Annotated in this window: 13 protein-coding genes; 11 read left to right on the top strand and 2 right to left on the bottom strand. The window is 63.3% G+C overall.

Going from position 1 to position 15923, the window contains the following annotated elements; translation table 11 throughout:
- From M3P27_12430 to M3P27_12415, 4 genes are all read left to right on the top strand, one after another.
- On the top strand, positions 1 to 786 hold a 786-nt coding region (locus M3P27_12430; protein MDP9269116.1), incomplete at its 5' end, for a tyrosine-type recombinase/integrase.
- Positions 787 to 1035: 249 nt separating this feature from the next.
- Positions 1036 to 2772 (top strand): ATP-binding protein, encoded by a 1737-nt coding sequence (locus tag M3P27_12425; GenBank protein MDP9269115.1) that lies wholly within the window; start codon positions 1036 to 1038, stop codon positions 2770 to 2772.
- Positions 2762 to 3610: a CHAD domain-containing protein gene (locus M3P27_12420; protein ID MDP9269114.1), complete on the top strand. Its 849-nt coding sequence runs from the start codon at positions 2762 to 2764 to the stop codon at positions 3608 to 3610. Before M3P27_12425 ends, M3P27_12420 begins: the two co-directional genes overlap by 11 nt.
- A 6-nt stretch (positions 3611 to 3616) precedes the next feature.
- Positions 3617 to 5140, top strand: coding sequence for a Ppx/GppA family phosphatase (locus M3P27_12415; GenBank protein MDP9269113.1), 1524 nt, complete (start codon positions 3617 to 3619; stop codon positions 5138 to 5140).
- Here the strand turns inward: M3P27_12415 and sixA are convergent.
- Positions 5092 to 5622, bottom strand: coding sequence for a phosphohistidine phosphatase SixA (gene sixA, locus M3P27_12410; protein ID MDP9269112.1), 531 nt, complete (start codon positions 5620 to 5622; stop codon positions 5092 to 5094). The two genes, M3P27_12415 and sixA, sit on opposite strands and share 49 nt — an antisense overlap.
- Before the next feature lie 5 nt (positions 5623 to 5627).
- The gene (ppk1, locus tag M3P27_12405) at positions 5628 to 7772 is read right to left on the bottom strand and encodes a polyphosphate kinase 1 (GenBank protein ID MDP9269111.1); all 2145 of its coding nucleotides are present in this window, start codon (positions 7770 to 7772) and stop codon (positions 5628 to 5630) included.
- Between the two features lie 563 nt (positions 7773 to 8335).
- On the opposite strand from ppk1, the gene pstS reads away from it, so the two are divergent.
- The 7 genes from pstS (at position 8336) to M3P27_12370 (ending at position 15826) form a co-directional block, all read left to right on the top strand.
- A complete protein-coding gene (pstS, locus tag M3P27_12400) occupies positions 8336 to 9310 on the top strand; it encodes a phosphate ABC transporter substrate-binding protein PstS (protein MDP9269110.1) in 975 nt (324 codons plus the stop codon).
- Between the two features lie 92 nt (positions 9311 to 9402).
- Complete coding sequence (locus M3P27_12395) at positions 9403 to 10956, top strand: putative porin (protein ID MDP9269109.1); 1554 nt, start codon at positions 9403 to 9405, stop codon at positions 10954 to 10956.
- Between the two features lie 236 nt (positions 10957 to 11192).
- The gene (gene pstC, locus M3P27_12390) at positions 11193 to 12152 is read left to right on the top strand and encodes a phosphate ABC transporter permease subunit PstC (GenBank protein MDP9269108.1); all 960 of its coding nucleotides are present in this window, start codon (positions 11193 to 11195) and stop codon (positions 12150 to 12152) included.
- A 4-nt stretch (positions 12153 to 12156) separates the two neighbouring features.
- Positions 12157 to 13023: a phosphate ABC transporter permease PstA gene (gene pstA / locus M3P27_12385; protein ID MDP9269107.1), complete on the top strand. Its 867-nt coding sequence runs from the start codon at positions 12157 to 12159 to the stop codon at positions 13021 to 13023.
- On the top strand, positions 13023 to 13781 hold the full coding sequence (gene pstB / locus M3P27_12380; protein MDP9269106.1) for a phosphate ABC transporter ATP-binding protein PstB: 759 nt from the start codon (positions 13023 to 13025) through the stop codon (positions 13779 to 13781). Before pstA ends, pstB begins: the two co-directional genes overlap by 1 nt.
- On the top strand, positions 13778 to 14482 hold the full coding sequence (phoU, locus tag M3P27_12375) for a phosphate signaling complex protein PhoU (protein ID MDP9269105.1): 705 nt from the start codon (positions 13778 to 13780) through the stop codon (positions 14480 to 14482). Before pstB ends, phoU begins: the two co-directional genes overlap by 4 nt.
- A gap of 138 nt (positions 14483 to 14620) precedes the next feature.
- Positions 14621 to 15826 carry a S41 family peptidase gene (locus tag M3P27_12370; protein ID MDP9269104.1) on the top strand — a complete coding sequence of 402 codons (1206 nt, stop codon included), beginning with the start codon at positions 14621 to 14623 and terminating at the stop codon, positions 15824 to 15826.
- The last annotated feature ends 97 nt before the right edge of the window (positions 15827 to 15923 follow it).

Below are 15923 nucleotides of genomic sequence, written 5' to 3'. Positions count from 1 at the left end.
CATCCGGGCAGCGACATCAGTCCGCACAAGATCAACCAGGAACTCGGCGCGCTACAGATGATCATGAAACGCGCGCGCTGCTGGACGGAAGAACTCAAAGACCTCTACGAGCCGCTGCAGACGAACGAGAGCGACATCCCGCAAGCCCTCTCGCCGGTGGAGCAACAGTTGTGGCTGAACACGGCTGCCAGCCGCACGGAGTGGAGCCTGGTCTATTGGTATTCGCTGGTAGCGTTCTCCACCACGGCTTCCAACTGCGAGATGCGCGCGCTGAAGCTCGGCAACGTGAACCTCGAATCTCACGTGCTCACCATCCAGAGCCTGCACGCAAAGAACAAGTATCGCATCCGCACGGTCCCGCTGAGTGCCGAGGCGAAGTGGGCAGTCGAGCAGCTCATTGCCCGCACGCGCGAACTCGGCGCCAATGGCCCGCAGGACTTCCTCTTCCCATTCCGCATCGGCAAGGGGCACTGGGATCCTGCGCGCCCGATGTCGAACAGCGGCTTGAAGAAACGTTGGGACGAAGTCCGCTCCGCGACCGGCCTCGCATGGTTCACTCCGCACGACGCGCGCCATACCGGCATCACGCGCTACGCGGAAGCCGGCTACGGCATCCTGCAGATCATGAGCATCGCCGGCCAGATCAGCCGCAAGATGGTGCAGCACTACACGCACATCTCCGAGCAGTCGAAACGGCTGATGGTTGCGGCGGTGGAGCGCATGGCACCGCGGCGCGTGGCCCGTCCTCTGGCGGCACGTGTGGAAAACAGGGTTAACTCACTGTGAACGAAAGGCGAAGATTTCTCTTGACGTAATTCCTCTCTTGCCTCATCCTGCAAAACAGCTTCCGCATTCAGGCCTCGCAACAAAATCCCGCCATTGAGTTAGCCTTTGTGCCCGGCGGATTCATCAACGACCGAGGGACTCGCAAAGTAAGAGCGAGGGTCTCATAATCCCTAGGTCGTTGGTTCGAGTCCAACCGCCGCCACCAAGATTTATTTAGACAGCACGATTCACCAGGCCCAAGGCAAAACCGTGCGCAGCAGCGTCTTCCTCAAACTCGCCGTGTCGTTCCTGCTGGTGCTGGCGGTGGCCACTTTCACGCTCGACGTGATCATTCGGAATGCATGGGAGAAGTCGCTACTCGACGACTTGCACAGTTCGCTCGCCGAAAAGACCCAGCTCTTTGCGCAACAGATGGAGATGCCCGGAGCCCTGCCCGCGGAGGTCGCGAAGCGGGTTTCGCAAACGGCCCACGCGCGGGCCACGGTCATCGATCGCAGCGGTAAGGTGCTTGCCGATACCGAAGCTGACCCGAATGGGATGGAGAAGCACGCGACGCGGCCGGAGTTCGTGGCGGCCCTCGCCGGCCGGGTCGGCGATAACGTTCGGCGCAGCCAACCCGTGGGAGGGGAATTCCTCTACGTCGCCGCGCCCACCAGTTTTGGGGCAGTGCGGTTGGCGTATCCCATCACCTCGATCCAGGAACGCGTGGGCGCAGTGCGCCGGAACCTGCTGCTCGCCTCCACGGCCGCCCTGCTGCTTTCCATGCTGCTGGCTGCGCTGTTGGCGCAGGTCACTGTGCGGCGGCTGCAGCGCATCTCCGAATTCGCGCGGCAGATCGCGCAGGGCAACCTGGGCGCGCGCATCGAGGAGCCATCACTCGACGAGATCGGTGAAGTGGCCGCGGCGCTCGACGAGACGGCAAAACATCTCGAGCAGAACTTTGCCGCCATCGAGAAAGGACGCGCGCAACTCGAAGCTCTGCTGAACAGCATCCAGGATGCGGTGCTGGCCGTCTCCGCCGACCGCCGCGTGCAATGGGCGAACGGTGCGATGTCGCGCCTGATGGGTCAAGGATTGAAGATCGGCCTGCCGCTGACCGAGACCGTCCGCGACCCTGAGTCGCTGAGGCTGCTGGCGGAGTGTCTCGAGACCAAGGAGATCCATTCGGCCAAGGTGGCGGTGCTTCCGGGGCGGAGCTTCGCGGCCACGGCCGCGCCCATCGCCGAAGGTGGCGCGGTGCTGGTACTGCACGACGTGACCGAGATCGAGCGTGTGGACCGGACGCGGCGCGACTTCATCGCCAACGTCTCGCATGAGTTGCGCACCCCACTGACTTCCATCCAGGGTTATTCCGAGACGCTGCGCGAGAAGGCGGAGCCGACCGGCAACACGCGCGAGTTCCTGGACATCATCCAGCAGAACGCGCGGCGGATGACCACGCTGACCGAGGACCTGCTGACTTTAGCGCGCGTGGAGAGTGGCGAGCAGCGGCTCGATCTGGAAGCGGTGCCGGCGAGCGAATTGCTCGAGGCCGCGATGCGCAATTTCGGTCCGGCGATAGAAGCGAAAGGGATGAAGCTCGAACTCGAATCCACGGTGGATGAACAGGTCGAGGTAGACCGTGAATCGGTCTACCACGTCTTCCAGAATCTTATCGACAATGCTTCGAAATACGCGGTTTCTGGCGGGCGCATCGTTTTAGGTGCCCAGAAGCAGGAAGGAGGCGTAGAGTTCCACGTTCGAGACATGGGGCCGGGAATCCCCTTCGAACATCTGCCTCGCCTGTTCGAACGCTTCTATCGGGTGGACAAAGGCCGGTCGCGCGAGTCGGGAGGTACCGGGCTGGGCCTGGCGATCGTGAAGCACATCGTGCTCAATCATGGCGGAGCGGTGCGGGTGGAGAGCGAATTGAATCACGGCTCGACGTTTTATTTCGTGCTGCCGCTGGCAGACACGGCCAAGCAAGGATGGACGCATGGCGCTTAGAGGAAAGAAGCGGGGCAACACGGTGCTGGAGCGGTTGGCGAAGAGCCTGGATGCGGTAGCGCGGACAGCGACGCCGAAAAACGTCCACTTCTTCCGCACCTGTTGCCGGCGGATGGAAGCGTACGCCGAGCTACGCAAGGGTGAGGGTGCGCGCGCCCTGCGAAAACTCACCCAGCGCCTGGACAAGCCGCGGCGGTTAGCGGGCCGCGTCCGCGATCTAGACGTGCAACTCGACATCGTGCGCGACCTCCATTTCGATGGCGACCACGAATCCCGCCGGCGATTGGGCGTCGATCTGCAAGAGGCGCGAGCGCGCGCTGCGAGGAGACTGAATAAAGCGCTCGACGCGAAGACCGTGGCGTCGCTGGAACGCCGGCTACGGAAGGCGGAGCGCGCGGAGGCTTCCGCAGCCAAGTCCGATGTCGACTATAGGAAGCGCGCATGGAGTGAGGCCGTCGCACTGCTTGCGGCTCTGCCCGAGGATTTCCCGTCCGTTGAGCCCAAGAACCTGCACCGGCTGCGGCTGGCGGGCAAGAACATCCGCTACACCGCCGAGCAGGCCTTCCCCGATCCCGAGGCCCGGCGCTTTGCGGACGCGATGATAGAGCTGCAAGACGCGATCGGACGCTGGCATGATTGGCTCATGCTGCGCAAACGCGCGCGCGGCCTCACGCCCGAAGAAGGCACGCTGCAGCGCATCCTGCGCAGTCACGAGCGCGCCAGCCTGGCTGACGCGTTACGCCGCGGACGCCAAGTCGTTCGTCCCCACGCCTCCGCGGGCGACAAAAAACCTTCCGCACAAGTCCAACCGCCAGCCGAGGCGGCGACCGCTTCCTAAGCGTCCATGCCGACCTTTGCAGCCATCGATATCGGCGCGAATTCTGTCCGCTTGAAGATCGCGCACATCGGCCGGCGAAGCCTGGACGTGGTCCATGAAGACCGCGAAGTCACCCGGCTCGGCGCATCGGTGTTTCGCACCAGCCAGCTTTCACCGGAGGCGATGGCGCATACCGTGGAAGTGCTGCAACGCTTCTACAAAGCGACGCAGCGCTATGGCACGGACGCGGTGCGCATCGTCGCGACCAGCGCGCTGCGCGACGCGCGCAATGCGCATGCGTTCATCGCGTGGGTAAGGTCGGCGACGGGCTGGAAGGTCGAGGTGATCTCCGGCCTGGAAGAAGGCCGGCTCATCCACCTGGGCGTGGTCTCGAACGCGCGCATTGACGCGGCCCGAACGTTGCTCGTGGATCTGGGCGGCGGAAGCTGCGAACTCACACTCTCTTCCGGCAGGCACATCAAGCAGATGTACAGCCTGCCACTCGGTGCGGTGCGGCTGACCGGCGACTTTCTGCAGCACGATCCTCCCAAGAAGAAAGAGCTGCGGCGGCTGCACGAGTTCATTGCGGAAGAGCTCTCGCGCATCCGCAAGAAGCTCGATCCGATGCGCGGGCGGCTGATGATCGCGACCTCGGGCACGGCGGCGGCACTGGCCGGCGCGGCGGACGCGAAGCCAGGACGCGGCTGGCTGAGCGAGCCGGTCTCGCGGCGCGTCACCGTGAAACTGGCGCGGCAGTTGGCAGCGCTCACGCGACAGCAACGCGCGGCGCTGCCCGGCATCGGCCCGCGGCGTTCCGAGATCATCGTGGCGGGTGCGTCCGTTTTTGCCATGCTGCTCGAGGCTGCCGGCCTTTCCGGCTTCCGCTACTCGCCGCTCGGGCTGCGCGATGGCCTGCTGGCGCAGATGGCAGCGGACTATGATCGGCGCACACCACTGCGACGGCAGATCGAGGCAGACCGGCGCGACGCGCTGCTCAGCATGGCGCGCCATTACGACGTGGACATGGAGTTTGCCGAGCACGTGCGCGACCTCTCGCTCCAATTGTTCACCGGATTGAAGTCGCTGCACGGGTTGGGTCCGGAGTTCAGCGAATGGCTGAGCGCGGCGGCGATGCTGCACGAGGTGGGAGCATTCATCAATCGCAGCGGGCGGAGGCGGCACACGCATTACGTCGTGGCGCACTCCGATATCTTTGGTTACTCGGTGCTGCAGCGGCAGATGATCGCGGCGATCGCACGCTACGTAGGAAAGTCGGCTCCGTCGCCGGACGACGCCATCCTCAAGCGCTTCACGCCGGCGGAGAGGAACGGGATCCGGCGCACCGTGGTGCTGCTGCGCCTGGCGCGCGCACTGAACCAGGGACGCCGCGGAGCCATCCGTAGGGTGACGGCGCACACGCGCGGCGGCAAGGCGCTGCTGAAAGTGACGGCGAAGCGCGGTGGCGCCGAGCTCGAGCTCTGGGCGATCGCGAAGGAGCGCGGTTATTTCCGCGAAGTCTTTGGGCGAGACCTCTTAGTCGAAGAGGCGTGAAGCGAGCGCGCGATCTTGGGCGTGACGCACCACTGCAAAACCGCGCCCTTGCTCGTGACCTCCACACGCGCCACCGCACCCTTTTTCAGGTCGACAGCTTCTTCCACATTGCGGCGGCTGATGGCCAGGCTGACGAACGCGTTTAGGCTGGGGTTGTGGCCCACGACCATCACGGCTTCCTGCTTGTGATGGCGCTGCAGCATGTCACGGAAAGCGTTGTAGTGCGCCTCGGGCAGCAGGGCAGACTCGATCTGTAACTTGCCTTCGTAGCCGATCTCGTTGCCCACCAGCGCGGCGGTCTGTGTGGCACGCTTGAGTGGGCTCGAGATCACAATGTCGACCTGAGTCTCGAGGGCGGCGAGGAGGCGGCCAACGAAGCGGCACTGCTCGATGCCTTCCTTGTCCAGTCCGCGACGCTTATCTTTCTCCGGATCGGAAGCATTCTTGCCTGCGCTGGCGTGGCGGAGGAAATAGACGATCATTTGGCTTACACCGCCTCGACGATGGGTTTGGCTCTGTGGGGCGTGAGACCCTCTTCAAAAACATTCTTGCCTTCGGCCATGCCGATGAGGAATGTCTGCGCGTTGAAGCTGGCGGCTGCGCGGCGCGAGCCGGCGCGGCGCGGGCCGCGTCCCGGGCGATGGTAGGTGCCGTCGGCACGAAGGCGGCGAGCCTTCTCGGTATCGGCGAGGTAGGGATCGAGGATCTCCTGGCGCAGGCGCTGGCGGAGCTGCGGATCGCGCACTGGGAACATCAGTTCCACGCGTTCATAGAGATTGCGTGGCATCCAGTCGGCGCTGCCGAGGAAATACTCTTCCTGGCCGGCGTTGGCGAAATAGAAGATGCGGCTGTGCTCGAGGAAGCGTCCCACGATGCTGAGGACACGGATGTTGTCGCTCACGCCCCGCACTCCGGGGCGCAGCGCGCACACCCCGCGAACGATCAGATCGATCTCCACGCCCGCCTGGGAAGCGCGATAGAGAGCGCGGATCACGCCGGTATCCACCAACGAATTCATCTTGGCGATGAGGCGCGCCGGTTTGCCGGCTTTGGCATGCTCGGTCTCGCGATCGATCAGCCGCAGCGTGCCTTCGGCGAGGTCGAGCGGCGCGACCAGCAAGCCGTCGTAATCGCCACGCTCCGCATAGGCAGTCAAGAAATTGAAGACCGAGTGGACGGCTTGCGTCATCGCCGGATCGGCGGTCATCAGGCTGAGGTCGGTGTACAGCCGGGCGGTGCTGGGATTGTAATTCCCGGTGCCGAGGTGCGCGTAACGCCGGATCGTGCCATCGCTCTCGCGGCGCACCACCAGGGTGGCCTTGCAGTGCGTCTTGAGGCCGACCAGGCCATGGAAGACCTGCACGCCGGCGTCTTCAAGGTCACGCGCCCAGCGGATGTTCGAAGCCTCGTCAAAGCGCGCCTTCAACTCCACCACCGCGGTCACTTCCTTGCTGTTCGCGGCGGCGACTAGGGCTTCGACGATGGGCGAGTTCTCGTTGGTGCGGTAGAGGGTCTGCTTGATGGATAGCACATGCGGATCGCGCGCCGCGCTCTCGATGAACGAGACCACCGCGTTGTAGGAATCGAAGGGGTGGTGCAGCATCACGTCGTGCTGCCCCAGTTCTTCGAACAGGTCGCGGTTCTTGGCGCTGAGGTGCAGCTCGCGCGGGACGAAGGTCTTGAACTTCAAGTCGGGGCGGTCGGTCTGTTCGTAGATGTTGAATAGGCGCGAGAGGTTCACCGGGCCAGTGGTCGGGAACACTTGCCAGTCCTCGAGCTCGAATTTGGCGCGCAGCCGCTCCACGATCTCCGGGGAAGCGTCGGCATCGATCTCCAGGCGGACGGCGTCGCCCTTGCGGCGGTTGTGCAGTTCGGTGCGGACCGCTTCGAGCAAGTTGCGCGATTCTTCCTCCTGGACGTAAAGGTTGCTGTTGCGCGTGACGCGGAAGCTGGCCGCCGAAATGATGTCATAGCCGCGGTACATGTTGGTGGCGTGCGCAGCCACAACGTCGGCGAGGAAAACAAAATCGATGGTGGCGCTATCGGAAGGCACGCGGATGAGCCGGGGCAGTGCGCGCGGCACGGTGACCACGCCAAGGTACGAGGTGGAAGAACGGCGGCGACGCCGCAACTCGAATGCCATGCAGAGCGCTTTGTTGATCACGCGCGGGAACGGGTGCGCCGGATCCACGGTGACGGGCGTGAGCAGCGAATCGAGCTCGCGGCGGCTGTAGTCGTCAACGAAGGCGCGTCCGCGGGCGTCGAGCTCGTCCAGCCCGAGGACGCGGATCCCACTCTTCGCCAGGAGTGGAAGCAAGCGCTCGTTCCAGCAGCGATACTGCGTGTCCACGAACTCGCGCACCTGCTCGGCGATGCGGTCGCGCTCCTTGGCGGGAGTAAGGCCGTCGGGCCCGGGCTCGTCATAGCCATCTTCGATCCGCTGCAGCAGGGCGGCGATGCGGACTTCCCAGAATTCGTCGAGGTTGCTCGCCGTGATGGCCAGGTACTTCACGCGCTCGAGCAATGGATTGGCGGCGTCCTCCGCCTCTTCCAGGACGCGCCGGTTGAAGGCCAGCCAGGAGAGCTCGCGGTTCAAATAAAGCGACGGATTCTTCAGTGAGGCGGAGGCCATGGCAGGGAGCGGGGCCCGGAGTAACTGCATGCACCGGGCAATGATGCTAATCAACCTATGTTACAGGAGTGTGAAAAGAGGTTGCCAGTAGGCATTGTCACCAACGATTCAACCCCTATAAACCCCAGCGAAACATGGAGGATTTAGGCTCTTCCAGAGACCTGAAGAACAACCAAGGAGAAGAGCTGAAATGGACGCAAAGTACAACCACATCGTTGACCATCCCTTCGTCCGGTTAACCCTGCAATGCGCCGGATTCCTGGCGTGGGTCACGCTGGTATACGGCCTGATGAGCGCGGCTCTCTTGTGACATGCAGACGCTGGCTTGCGATAAATATCGTTTGCGCCCAGCCAGGGGTCGCCGATCGCCGATCCCGCCGTCGTCGCTTCATGCGACGACTTTTTTTGTCTCATTTTGGCGCGTCCGCGATTCACCGGAATTTCATTCCCTTTTAACGCTCCTTTAACAAGCTAAAGCTACAAACAGGGGGAGCACTGCACAGAAGCCCTGCAAGTTTGAGGAGGAAATAGTGATCCGACGCACCGCAACCCTGCTGGTCCTCATGTTGGCGATGGGGACAGCGTTCGCGCAGACGCAGCTGAATGCCGCGGGCGCCACGTTCCCGTATCCCATGTACTCGAAGTGGTTCAGCGAGTACCACAAACAACATCCCGAAGTGCAGATCAACTACCAGTCGATCGGCTCCGGCGGCGGCATCCGGCAAGTGCTGGCGGGCACGGTGGATTTCGGCGCCAGTGACGGCCCCATGACCGACGAACAGCTCTCGCAGGCGAAGACGAGGATCCTCCACATCCCCACGGTACTGGGCGCGGTCGTGCCGGCATACAACGTGCCGGGAGTGAAGCAGGAACTCAAGTTCACGCCCGACATACTGGCGAACATCTTCCTGGGCAGGATCAGCAACTGGAACGACGCGGCCCTCGCGAAAGTGAATCCCGGGATCAATTTCCCCAACCAGCCGATCATCGTGGTGCATCGGTCCGACGGCAGCGGCACGACCTACATCTTCACCGACTACCTCTCCAAGGTCAGCAACGACTGGAAGGCCACGGTCGGCAAAGGCACTTCGGTGCGCTGGCCGGTCGGTTTGGGTGGCAAAGGCAACGAAGGCGTGGCCGGAATGGTGCGCCAGATGGACGGCTCGATCGGATACGTGGAACTGATCTACGCCCTGCAGAACAACATCTCCTACGGCAGCGTAAAGAACGCGGCCGGCGAATTCATGAGGGCTTCGCTGGACTCGACCACCGCCGCCGCGGCCTCGGTAAAGAACATGCCGGCGGACTTCCGCGTCTCCATCACCAATCCGCCCGGGAAGGGCGTGTATCCCATCGCCAGCTTCACCTGGCTGCTCGTGCCTACCCAATTCAAGGACGCGGGCCGGGGGAAGATCATGAAGGATTTCCTCGCCTGGATGCTCGATCACGGCCAGTCCATGACCCAGGCCCTGTCGTATGCACCACTGCCGAAAGCAGTCGCGGACAAAGTGCGGACAACCATCCCGCAGATCCGATAGCGCAGCACTGACTACTACAGACTACTGACGAGAGAGGCCGATACATGAAGCGGTTCTGGAGTGGAATCCTTATCCTCGCCCTGAGCGGGGTCATGAGCGCACAAACAGCAGCGACCCAACCCTCGACCAAGACGACCGCGAAGCGGACACAGCGGAAAGTCACGGCGACGACGGCCGACGACATCAAGGCGATTCGTGACATGGTGCAGCAGCAGCAGCAGCAGATCCAGCAGCTGCAGCAGCAGGTGCAGCAGCGCGACGCCGCGGTACAGCAGCTGCAGCAGCAGGTGCAGCAGACGCAATCCGCCGCCACCACCGCACAGCAGCAGGCCGGTGAGGCGGAGAGCAGTTCCACCTCCCAAAAGGCGGCGGTCGACAAGCTGCAAGCCGACATGGCCGACGTCCACACCACGCTGACCAACACCGCCATCAGCACCCAGGATGACCAGAAACGCGTCGCCGGCATCGAAGGGGTGATGAACCGCTTCCGCTGGTCGGGTGACGTGCGCGTCCGCTACGAGAACTTCTTCTTCGACTACACCGGATGCGTCCGGCCGAACTGCGAGCCCCGCCACCGCGCCCGCATTCGCGCCCGCTTCGGGCTTGAAGGCAAGGTCTCGGAAGACTTTACCGGCGGCATCTACCTGGCCACCGGATTGAATGAGGCCGGCGTCGCCGACCTGACCGATCCGGTCTCCACCAACAACACGCTGACCTCGTTTTTCGAAAGAAAGACCATCGGCCTCGACCGCGCGTGGATCACCTACCAGCCGCTGAACCACAAGTGGATCCAGCTTACCGGCGGCAAGTTTGCTTACACCTGGATCCGTACCCCGCTCACCTTCGACAACGACTTGAATCCGGAAGGGTTCACGGAAAAATTCTCCTGGGACTTCAGCAACTCCGTGTTCAAGAGCTTCACCTGGACAAACTTCCAGCTGTTTTTCCGTGAGAACAACAGCGGAGCGGCGCCACGCGTAGATTCCTATGCCACCGGCGGCCAGGTGAGCACCAAGATGCAGATCGGCAGCCACTGGACCATGACGCCTTCGTACAGCCTGTTGCGCTGGGACAACGCGAGTCCCATCGCGGCGGCACGCACCGCAGCCACGCTCGGCGGCAACGCCCAGACCAACTGCACCAACGCGGCACGGACGGCCTTCTGCTCCGGGTTCTTCTACAGCGACTTCATCGTGGACAACAACATCACCACGCCGTGGAAGCGGTTCCCGTGGCGTGTCCTGGGCGAGTTCGAGCAGAACCTGGCGGCCAATAACACGAGGTTCACCGCCCCCGGTCCGCTCATCTTTAATCCGCAGGACAAGGCCTTCTGGGTCGAGACCTCCCTCGGCCAGGCCAGGAACAAAAACGACCTGTTGTTCGGCTACAGCTTCGCCCGCGTCGAGCAGGATGCAGTCATCGCACTGTTCAATGAGAGCGACATGCGAGCGGGGACTAACGTGCTTCAGCACCGTGTTTACTTCAGCTGGCTGCCGGCGGCCAATACGACCATCTCGTGGACGTGGTGGCTGGGGCGCACGCTCAACCGCAACCTGTTCAACGCTGCCTTGCCGGGAGGACTGGGTGCCGGGGTGGAAGATCCCACCCTCCGGCGTATGCAGCTGGACGTGATCTACAAGTTCTAGCCGGGTTGTGAATGCAACACGCGGCGCCGGTCCCCTCCGGAAGCACACTCAACCAGGTGTGCGAGGTCAGGCCGGCGCCGCTTTAACATTCCTTTAACAATCAAGTGGTAGCGTGAGTGTTTCGGTCTCCTCGCATGAACTCTTCGCCGCTCTCCTCGCGCCCCGCATTCCTCGGCCAGCCGCCTCCAGCGGTAGGGCCTAGGCCGGATGGCCGGCCGCGGGCGAGCGTCACGGAAATGAGCCTGCGTCCCAAGGTGCAGCTCAAGGCTCCCAACCCGCTGACCGATCAAGCCTTCCGCCTCCTCATCTTCACCTGTGCGATGTCGGTGCTGCTGATCGTCGGCCTGATCGTGAGCGAGCTGATCCAACACTCCCAGCTCTCCATCCATGCCTTCGGCTGGGGGTTTTTTACCGCCCAATCCTGGGATCCGGTCGCGGGTCAGTTTGGCGCGTTGCCGTTCATCTACGGTACCGTCGTCTCATCGTTCCTCGCGCTCTTCCTGGCCTTGCCGCTGGGTGTGGGCGTGGCCGTGTTCACCACCGAGATGTGTCCCAAGCTCCTGCGCGGGCCCATCTCGTTCATGGTCGAGCTGCTGGCCGCGATCCCCAGCGTGATCTACGGACTGTGGGGCTTGTTCGTGCTGGCGCCGCTGCTGCGCTCTGTGGTGCAGCCGTGGCTGGCCAAGTACATGGGTTGGACAGGACTGTTCGAAGGTCCGCCGTATGGCATCGGGATGCTGGCAGCGGGGATCATCCTGGCGATCATGGTCGTGCCCGTGATCGCCTCCATCACGCGGGAGGTTGTGGTGGCGGTCCCACAGCACCAGCGCGAGGCAGTGCTGGCGCTCGGCGCCACGCGCTGGGAGATGATCCGCATGGGCGTGTTGCGCAACGCGCGCGCCGGCATCTTCGGCGCGGTTATCCTCGGGCTGGGTCGCGCCTTGGGCGAGACCATCGCCGTCACCATGCTCATCGGCAACCGCCCTGAGATCGCGAAATCGCTGTTCGCTCCCGGCTACACGCTGGCCAGCGTGATCGCCAACGAGTTCAGCGAAGCCAGCGACAACCTTTTCCTGAGCGCCCTGGTCGAGATCGGCCTGGCGCTCTTTATCGTGACTCTGATCGTGAACGGCCTGGCACGGCTCCTGGTGTGGCAGATCACCAAGGGAATGCCGGCCTCGGCGCACGGACAATAAACCCATGGCGATCGCAAACAAGAGAAGGTTGAGCCTGCGGCGGCAACTGACGGACTGGGCGGCCACGCTGGCTGCTGGGACGGCGGCCCTCCTGGTGCTCGCGCCCCTGGTCGCGGTCTTCGGATATCTGGTCTACCGCGGCATCGGCGCGCTCGATCTCGCCTTCCTCACGAACACGCCGAAGCCGGTGGGTGAGAACGGCGGCGGAATGGCGAACGCCATCGTGGGCTCCGGCCTCATCCTCGCCATCGGCAGCGCGATCGGGGTCCCGCTGGGGATCGCGACCGGCGTATATCTTTCCGAGTATGGCAAGCACCGCTTCGGCGACGTCGTGCGTTTTACTTCCGACCTGCTGAACGGCGTGCCGTCCATCGTGATCGGCATCGTGGTGTACTCGCTCATCGTGCTGCAGCAGAAGCACTTCTCCGCGTTCTCCGGCGGCGTGGCCCTGGGCATCATGATGATCCCCACCATCGCCCGCTCGACCGAGGAGATGCTGCTGATGGTGCCGCAGAACGTGCGCGAGGCGGCGCTCGCCTTGGGCGTGCCGCAATGGCGCACCACGCTCTCCATCACCCTGCGCACCGCGACCTCGGGCATCATCACCGGCGTGATGCTCGCCTTCGCGCGCGTGGCCGGCGAGACCGCGCCGCTGCTCTTCACCGCCTTCGGCAACCAGTTCTGGAACCTGAAGCCGAACCAGCCCACGGCTGCGCTCCCCCTGCAGATCTTCGTCTACGCCAACTCGCCTTACGATGAATGGCATCGCCAGGCGTGGGCGGGCGCGCTGGTGCTCATCGTCCTCATCGTCGGAACCGTTTCCGTGGTGCGCCTGATCGCGCGCCGTGGCACCCTGCAAGGAGCGAACTGATGGGCGTTGGCATCCAGGTCGAACGCCTGAACGCCTGGTTCGGTACTACCCAGGCGCTCTACGACATCAACATGGACATCCTGGCGAACCACGCCACCGCCATCATCGGGCCTTCGGGCTGCGGCAAGTCCACCTTCATCCGCTGTCTGAACCGGATGCATGAGACGAACCCGGCGGCCCGGGTCGATGGCAACGTCCGCATCGGCGACCTCAGCGTATACAACGGCACTCCGGCAGTCGAGGTGCGCCGGCGTATGGGCATGGTCTTCCAAAAGCCGAATCCGTTCCCCACCATGTCCATCTACGACAACGTTGCCTCGGGATTGAAGCTGAATGGTTTCCGCAACCGGCGTGAGCTGGATGAGATCGTGGAGCAGTCACTTCAACTCGCCGCCCTGTGGGATGAGGTCAAAGACGACCTGAAGAAGAAGTCTGGGGCCAGCCTCTCCGGCGGCCAGCAGCAGCGGCTGTGCATCGCGCGCGCTCTCGCCGTGCAGCCCGAGGTCATGCTGATGGACGAGCCCGCCTCCGCGCTCGACCCCATCTCCACCTCCAAGATCGAAGACCTGATCTTCCAGTTGAAAGAGCGTTACACCATCGTGATCGTCACCCACAACATGCAGCAAGCGGCCCGCGTGGCGGAGTTCACCGGGTTCTTCCTCATGGGCAGACTGATCGAGTTCGACAAGACGGAGAAGATCTTCACCACGCCCAACGACAAGCGGACGGAAGACTACATCACAGGCAGGTTTGGATGACACGCACACGTTTTCATCAGGGGTTGGAAGAGCTGCGCACCAAGTTGCTCACCATGGGCGGCATGGCGGAGCAAGCCATCGAACGCGCCACCGACGCCTATCACCAGCGCGACGGCAAGCTGTGCCAGGCGGTGTTCGATGGCGAGCGCCTGATCAACACCATCGAGCGCGAGATCGACGAGCAAGCCCTCGATCTGCTGGCGATGCAGCAGCCCATGGCGGTGGACCTGCGCTTCATCACCGCCGTGATGAAGATCAATGCCGACCTGGAGCGCGTGGGCGACCAGGCGGTGAACATCGCCGAGCGGGCGCTGGCGACCATGAAGCAGCCAGACGTCGAACTCCCGGTGGATATCCCGCGCATGGCCGCGACGGTCGCGGGAATGGTGCGGCGGGCGCTGGAATCATTCCTCGACGGCAAGGCGGAGTTGGCCGAAGCGGTGCTCAAGATGGATGACATCGTCGATCGCATGAATAAGGAGAACTTCGTCCTGCTGGCCGAGCGCATGCATAAGGACCCCTCGGTCATCCTGCCCGCGTTGAACGCGCTGCTGGTCTCGCGGAACCTGGAACGGGTGGCTGACCATGCCACGAACATCGCCGAGGACGTGATCTTCTGGATCAAGGGAGCCGACGTGCGGCACTCGCCCGACGAGGCACATGGCGGCGACGCGGACACCCTGCCGACCACGCGGAACTAGCTCTGCCCTCGGGCCACCTGCGGAAATCTGTCCCCAGAGGGCTGCGGCTGCTATCCGATCGGAAGCTGCTGCATCTAATCGTTAGGTATAATCAGACGCACTTCTCGCGAAGTGCATCCCGTCGGAAAAGAAGTGTCCATGCCAAAAACGATCAAAGCTGCGCTGCTCGGCCTCTCGGCTCTGTTAGTCATATTCGTCATCGGTGGCGGCCTGGGAGTTCGGGCCGCCAACAACGAAGGTGCGTACCGCCAACTCGGCGTCTACAGCGAAGTGCTCTCGCGCGTGCGCACTGAGTACGTGGAAGAGCCGAACGTGTCGCAAGTCACCGACGGCGCGCTGCACGGCCTGCTCGAGGCGCTGGACGCCAATTCCAGCTACTTGAATCCCACCGAATACAAGCAGTTCAAAGACCATAAGTCTGATGGCAAGGCAGCCATCGGAGCGGCCATCTCCAAGCGTTTCGGTTACGGAGCGGTGATCTCGGTGCTGCCCAACGGTCCCGCGGCGAAGGCGGGCGTGGAGTCCGGAGACATCATCGAGGCCGTCGACGGCCGCAGCACGCGCGAGATGTCGTTGGCCGAGCTGCGCTCGCTGTTGAACGGACAGCAAGGCTCGAACGTGGCGCTTACCCTCGTGCGCGCGCGTAAGGCCGAGCCGGTAAAGGTCACCGTGACGCGGGACGCGGTCGTCATCCCCCCGATAAGCGACAAGATGCTGGAAGACGGCATCGGCTATATCAAGGCTGACTCGCTGATGAAAGGCAAGGCGCAGGAGATCGCGCAGGACATCAAGCGGTTGCAGCACTCGGGAGCGAAGAAACTGATCCTCGACCTGCGGAACTCGGCGGAAGGGGAAGAGCAGGAGGGCGTCGCGGTCGCAAACCTGTTCCTGAACCACGGCACCATCGGCTACGTGCAGGGCCAGAAGTATCCCAAGGAAACGTTCACCGCAGACGCGTCCAAAGCGGTGACCACGCTGCCCCTGGTCGTACTGGTGAATCGCGGCACCGCGGGTCCGGCGGAGATCGTGGCGTCCGCCATCCTGGATAATGCGCGCGGCGACGTGGTCGGCGACAAGACCTTCGGCGTGGGATCGATCCAGAAGGTGATCGAGATCCCCGATGGCTCGGCGCTTATCCTGAGCGTGGCCAAGTACTACACGCCGGCCGGCAAGGCGATCCAGGATTCGGCGGTCACGCCCAACATCCTGATAGCCGACAAGGACGACGACGCTGCCCTGCCCGATGACGAAGACAGCACGCCCCAGCAGCAAGCTCCCAAGGGTCCACAAGAGGACGAACAACTGCGCCGGGCGGTGGAAGTGTTGAAGCAGCAAAAAGCCTAGAGACCCCACCTACCACGTACCAAGCATGCGCCGGCTAAGGCCGGCGCTTTCCTTTTTCACCGTCTTTGCGACCGATTCCTGGTGCCTGGGACTTGGG

It is taken from the genome of Acidobacteriota bacterium (assembly GCA_030774055.1).
GTDB lineage: Bacteria > Acidobacteriota > Terriglobia > Terriglobales > Acidobacteriaceae > JACPNR01.
Note: the sequence above shows the minus strand (reverse complement) of the source record. Positions and strands in the feature narration are given on the sequence as shown.

Bases quoted from the DNA above. Each gene is read 5' to 3' on its own strand.
- M3P27_12420 (MDP9269114.1), top strand. From the start codon at position 2,762: ATGGCGCTTAGAGGAAAGAAGCGGGGCAACACGGTGCTGGAGCGGTTG.
- M3P27_12415 (MDP9269113.1), top strand. From the start codon at position 3,617: ATGCCGACCTTTGCAGCCATCGATATCGGCGCGAATTCTGTCCGCTTG.
- sixA (MDP9269112.1), bottom strand. From the start codon at position 5,622: ATGATCGTCTATTTCCTCCGCCACGCCAGCGCAGGCAAGAATGCTTCC.
- ppk1 (MDP9269111.1), bottom strand. From the start codon at position 7,772: ATGGCCTCCGCCTCACTGAAGAATCCGTCGCTTTATTTGAACCGCGAG.
- pstS (MDP9269110.1), top strand. From the start codon at position 8,336: ATGTTGGCGATGGGGACAGCGTTCGCGCAGACGCAGCTGAATGCCGCG.
- M3P27_12395 (MDP9269109.1), top strand. From the start codon at position 9,403: ATGAGCGCACAAACAGCAGCGACCCAACCCTCGACCAAGACGACCGCG.
- pstC (MDP9269108.1), top strand. From the start codon at position 11,193: ATGAGCCTGCGTCCCAAGGTGCAGCTCAAGGCTCCCAACCCGCTGACC.
- pstA (MDP9269107.1), top strand. From the start codon at position 12,157: ATGGCGATCGCAAACAAGAGAAGGTTGAGCCTGCGGCGGCAACTGACG.
- pstB (MDP9269106.1), top strand. From the start codon at position 13,023: ATGGGCGTTGGCATCCAGGTCGAACGCCTGAACGCCTGGTTCGGTACT.
- phoU (MDP9269105.1), top strand. From the start codon at position 13,778: ATGACACGCACACGTTTTCATCAGGGGTTGGAAGAGCTGCGCACCAAG.
- M3P27_12370 (MDP9269104.1), top strand. From the start codon at position 14,621: ATGCCAAAAACGATCAAAGCTGCGCTGCTCGGCCTCTCGGCTCTGTTA.